The sequence below is a fragment of the Clostridium sp. genome, assembly GCF_040797585.1.
Classification (GTDB): Bacteria; Bacillota; Clostridia; order Clostridiales; family Clostridiaceae; genus Clostridium_Z.
In genome coordinates, this window is sequence record NZ_JBFNEO010000194.1 from 1 (window position 1) to 5,280 (window position 5,280).

Below are 5,280 nucleotides of genomic sequence, written 5' to 3' on the forward strand. Positions count from 1 at the left end.
GCACAAATTTCTAAATCTTAACGTTAACATTTAATTCTTTAAATTTAATAATAATGTAATTATTTTATAAGATTAACCACTTATAATGTGTTTATTAAGATAGATATAAATTATATATTACGAAATAATAAGATTTTTAGTTTATATAGATTTTTTAAAGTTTATTATGTATAATGTATGGGTGAATATGCATAGTTAATAAAGGTTTATATGGAGGAGCATTATGCAGTTGAAAGAGATAAATATAGATAGTTCAGTGGAGAAAAAGCCAGTATATGATTTCTTTAAAAGATTATTTGATATAGTATCTGCAGCTATAGCACTTATTATATTTTCGCCTTTATTTATAATATTAGCTATAATTGTAAAGCTAGATTCTAAGGGGCCTGTATTTTTTGGACATAAAAGATTAGGGCTTAATGGTGAATTCATAAAAGTTTATAAGTTTAGAACCATGTATGAAAACTCAGCAGAACTTTTTGAGAAGTTTACACCAGAACAAAAACGTGAGTTTGAAATAAACTTTAAGCTGGATGATGATCCGAGAATAACAAAAATTGGAGATTTTTTAAGGAAGTCAAGTTTAGATGAACTTCCTCAACTTGTAAATATTCTTAAAGGTGATATGAGTGTAGTTGGTCCGAGACCAATAGTAGAAAAAGAAGTTGAAAAATACGGTGAATATATAGAAAAATTATTAAAGGTTAAACCAGGTCTTACAGGAAACTGGCAAGCAAATGGTAGAAGTGATACTACCTACGAAGAAAGAGTACAAATGGATATGGACTATATAGATAATAGAAGTTTTGGGTTTGATATTAAGATAATATTTCAAACCATATTTTCAGTTTTACAGGGAAAAGGTGCTGTATAAGCTTTTTAGGAAGGAAGAAGTGTATGAAAGATTTATCCATTGTAATAGTAAGCTATAATACTGTTGATTTACTTAGAAGTTGCTTAAACTCCATATATGAAACAACAGAAAACATAGACTATGAGGTATGGGTTGTAGATAATCAGTCTAAGGATGGAAGTCCAGATATGGTAGAGAAGGAGTTTCCACAGGTTAAACTTATAAGGAATCCTATAAATGGAGGATTCTCTCAAGGGAATAACTTAGCAATAAAAGAGAGCTTAGACTATAGTAGATATGTTTTAATATTAAACCCAGATACAGTGGTACACAAAGGAACTTTAGAGAAATGTGTGAATCTCTTAGATAATAATAAGAATATTGGATGTGTTGGATGTAAGGTAGTTCTAGCCAGCGGAAAATTAGATAAGGCATGTAAAAGAGGATTTCCATCTCCATGGAACTCTTTATGCTATTTTTTAAAGCTTGACAAGTTATTTAAAAAATCTAAGACCTTTGGAGGATATAATGCAACCTATATAGATGAGGATGAAGAAAGTGAAATAGATTCTCTAGTAGGTGCATTTATGATGCTTAGACAAGAAACTATACAGAAGATAGGTCTTTTAGATGATACTTTCTTTATGTATGGTGAAGACATAGATTGGTGTTATAGAGTAAAAGAAGGTGGATGGATAAATTACTACTACCCTAAAGTTGCTATAACTCATTATAAGGGTGAGAGTAGTAAGAAGCAGAGCACTAGAATGATAGGTGAATTCCATAAGTCCATGATAATATTCTATAATAAACATTATAAGGAAAAATATAACTTTATAGTTAATGGACTTACCTATTTAGGCATATATGCTAAATGGGGACTCTCTCTTCTTATAAATGCCTTTAGAAAAGAAAAAAAGGTGTTTTAATGTATAAAATACATAGAATTTAGATAGGTTAGGAGAAAAACTCATGAAACATAAATTCAGTCTAGTAATAGCAACTCTTAATCGTTATGAAGAAGTTAAGGCTTTTTTGAATAGTATAAGTAATATAAGCTATCCTTTAGATAACATAGAGATTATAGTTGTAGATCAAAATAAAGAGCTAGATTTATCTAAAATAATAAATGAGTTTCAAGATTTAAATTTAATTCATATAAAGTCTAATATTAAGGGATTATCTCAAAATAGAAACCTAGGACTTAAGAGTTGTACAGGAGACATAGTTGCGTTTCCCGATGATGACTGTGAGTATTTAGAAGATACTTTATCAATAGTTAATGATTTTTTTACAGGTAATAAAGAGGTAAAAGTAATCATGGGAAGAATAGTAGAAAGAGACGGGTCAGATTCTTTAAGAAAGTGGCCTAAGGAACTTATAAATATAAACAAGAGTAATTTTTATACAAAATGCTCTTCTATAACTATGTTTATAAAAAAAGATCCAAGAGAATTGGTCTTTAATGAAAGCTTAGGAACTGGAAATTACTTTGGTGCTTGTGAGGATGCAGATATGATATATAGGCTTCTTAAAGAAGGGTTACCTATAGTGTATAACCCAACTCTTAGGTTATATCATCCACACTATTCCTCAAGCCATAATATGAGTGAGGAAAAAGTATATAGTTATGGATTAGGTTTTGGAGCTTTTTGTAGAAGCGGATTTGATATACATAAGTTACTGCTATTTATAAAGGCTGAAGGATATCACTGTGTAAATACACTTATAGGAATTTTAACTTTAGATAAAGAGCGAATTAAAAAAGGATATAATGCTTTTATGTCTAGGGTTAAAGGATTTTTAAAATATAAGTCTATTTAGGTAAGAGATATTTAGCTGGTAAACAGTATAGATAAACCACATTCTACTTAAAAATAAACTTAAGTTTACAATGACTTACAGCTTATTCAAGGAATGAGTTTTAAGATGTCATATCTATAGATAAACAATATGATAATTGAAACTAAATCGCTAGTTACCATTATGTAATGCACATTCAAAGATTGAATTTTGATATAGTTTATCTATAAATTGAGTACTTTGGTAGAATGTAGATTGATATAGTAGATTGCACAACATTAATTAGAAGTTAGTATATTAAATATAGTATACAGAGTACAATTTAAGATTTAATTAGAATGAGCCTTTTATAAAAGTGCTCTAGGAGGGATTAAAGTGAAAGGAATTATACTTGCAGGGGGATCAGGTACAAGACTTTACCCAGTAACAAAGTCAGTATCGAAACAAATACTACCTATATATGACAAACCAATGATTTATTATCCTTTATCAGTACTAATGTTATCTGGAATAAAGGATATACTTTTAATATCAACACCAAGGGACTTACCATGCTTTAAGGAGCTTTTAGGGGATGGAAATGAACTTGGAATTAATATTTCCTATGCTGTTCAAGAGGAACCAAAAGGTCTTGCAGAAGCATTTATAATAGGAGAAGAGTTTATAGGAAATGACAGAGTTGCCTTAGTTCTTGGAGATAATATATTCTATGGCTATGGTTTCTCAGAGAGACTTGAAAGAGCAGTAAATAGAAAAGAATCTACAATATTTGGATATCATGTAAGTAATCCAAAGTCCTTTGGAGTAGTAGAGTTTGATGAGAGTTTTAATGTTGTATCCATAGAGGAAAAACCAGAAAACCCTAAGTCAAACTATGCAGTACCGGGTCTTTATTTCTATGATAATCAGGTTGTGGAAATAGCTAAAAATGTAAAGCCATCAGCTAGAGGAGAACTTGAAATAACGTCTGTGAATAATGAGTATTTAAGACGTGGAAATCTTAAGGTAGAATTATTTGGACGAGGTATGGCTTGGTTTGATACAGGAACTCATAGAGGGCTTTTAGATGCAGCTAACTTTGTAGAGGCTATACAAACTAGACAAGGGTTATATGTAGCTTGCATAGAGGAAATAGCTTACAGAAAAGGATTTATAGGTAAAGAGCAACTTTTAAAATTAGCAGAGCCACTACTTAAAACAGAGTACGGAAAATATTTAGTTCAAGTGGCAAATGAAAATAATTAGGGGGAGTATCATGAAAACTTATTTAGTAACTGGTGGAGCTGGATTTATAGGCTCTAACTTTGTAATATATATGATTAATAAGTATAAGGATATAAAGATAATAAACCTTGATAAACTTACCTATGCAGGTAATTTAGAAAACCTAAAATCCATTGAGAATAATGAAAATCATATTTTTGTACAAGGAGATATTTGTGATAAAGACCTTGTGGAAGAATTATTTAATAAATATGATATAGACTATGTAGTAAACTTTGCAGCTGAATCTCATGTAGATAGAAGCATAAGAGAGCCAGAAGTTTTTGCAAAGACTAATGTTTTAGGAACTGTTAATCTTTTAAACTGTGCTAAAAATGCATGGGAGACAAAGGATGGATTTAAAGAAGGAAAGAAATATCTTCAGGTAGGTACTGATGAGGTTTATGGATCCTTAGGAAAAGAAGGGTTCTTTATGGAGACAACACCACTAGATCCTCATAGCCCATATTCTTCAAGTAAGGCTGGAGGAGATCTTATGGTTAAGGCATATTTTGATACCTACAAAATGCCTGTAAATATAACAAGATGTTCAAATAACTATGGACCATATCAGTTTCCAGAAAAGCTTATACCACTTCTAATAAACAATTGTTTAAATCATAAGGATTTACCTGTTTATGGAGATGGTCTTAATATACGTGATTGGCTTTATGTAGAGGATCATTGCAAGGCAATAGATATGGTTATAAATAATGGAGTTCTTGGGGAAGTCTATAATGTTGGTGGTCATAATGAAAGAACCAACATAGAAATAGTTAAAACTGTTATAAACTATATTAATGAAAATGTAGATAAGGAAGTAACAGAAAACCTAATAAAATATGTGGAAGATAGAAAGGGTCACGATAGAAGATATGGAATAGACCCAAGTAAGATAAAGAAGGATCTTGGATGGTATCCAGAAACCCCATTTGAAGAAGGAATAGTTAAGACTATAAAATGGTATTTAGATAATAAAGAATGGATGAATAATATAACTTCAGGAGATTACCAAAACTATTATAGTGAAATGTATAATAGAGGTAATTAAGTTTATTTATATTAATAATTAATATAAATATTGTAACTGATTAAATATTAGCTACATATTTGTTGAATTATTATATAATACTATGTTTAGCTAATATAACTTTAATGATTATTAGGCTACTAACAGACACAAGGGTTAGTAGCCTTTTATAAATTAGATAAAAATGTAAAAGTATTAATGAATCAACTATGATTTATTAATACTTTTAAACTTATTATATTTTCTAAAACAAGAATATTAATTTCCAAATAGCTTGAAAGATAAGTTTGCTTTTAGGAGGATAATAAATTATGAAAAAGATATTATTTAT

5 protein-coding genes are annotated in these 5,280 nt (G+C 29.6%); all 5 read left to right on the plus strand.

All coding sequences use genetic code 11. The annotated features are described in order from the left end of the window. Nucleotides 1-223 precede the first annotated feature (223 nt). The 5 genes from AB2369_RS11050 (at nucleotide 224) to rfbB (ending at nucleotide 4,970) form a co-directional block, all read left to right on the plus strand. On the plus strand, nucleotides 224-874 hold the full coding sequence (locus tag AB2369_RS11050) for a sugar transferase (protein WP_367666537.1): 651 nt from the start codon (nucleotides 224-226) through the stop codon (nucleotides 872-874). A gap of 23 nt (nucleotides 875-897) precedes the next feature. Further along, a complete protein-coding gene (locus tag AB2369_RS11055) occupies nucleotides 898-1,782 on the plus strand; it encodes a glycosyltransferase family 2 protein (RefSeq protein WP_367666538.1) in 885 nt (294 codons plus the stop codon). Nucleotides 1,783-1,825: 43 nt separating this feature from the next. Further along, nucleotides 1,826-2,677, plus strand: a complete 852-nt coding sequence (locus tag AB2369_RS11060; RefSeq protein ID WP_367666539.1) for a glycosyltransferase family 2 protein — start codon at nucleotides 1,826-1,828, stop codon at nucleotides 2,675-2,677. A gap of 354 nt (nucleotides 2,678-3,031) precedes the next feature. Beyond that, nucleotides 3,032-3,901 carry a glucose-1-phosphate thymidylyltransferase RfbA gene (rfbA, locus tag AB2369_RS11065; RefSeq protein WP_367666540.1) on the plus strand — a complete coding sequence of 290 codons (870 nt, stop codon included), beginning with the start codon at nucleotides 3,032-3,034 and terminating at the stop codon, nucleotides 3,899-3,901. Between the two features lie 10 nt (nucleotides 3,902-3,911). Continuing rightward, a complete protein-coding gene (rfbB, locus tag AB2369_RS11070; RefSeq protein ID WP_367666541.1) occupies nucleotides 3,912-4,970 on the plus strand; it encodes a dTDP-glucose 4,6-dehydratase in 1,059 nt (352 codons plus the stop codon). Nucleotides 4,971-5,280: the final 310 nt, after the last annotated feature.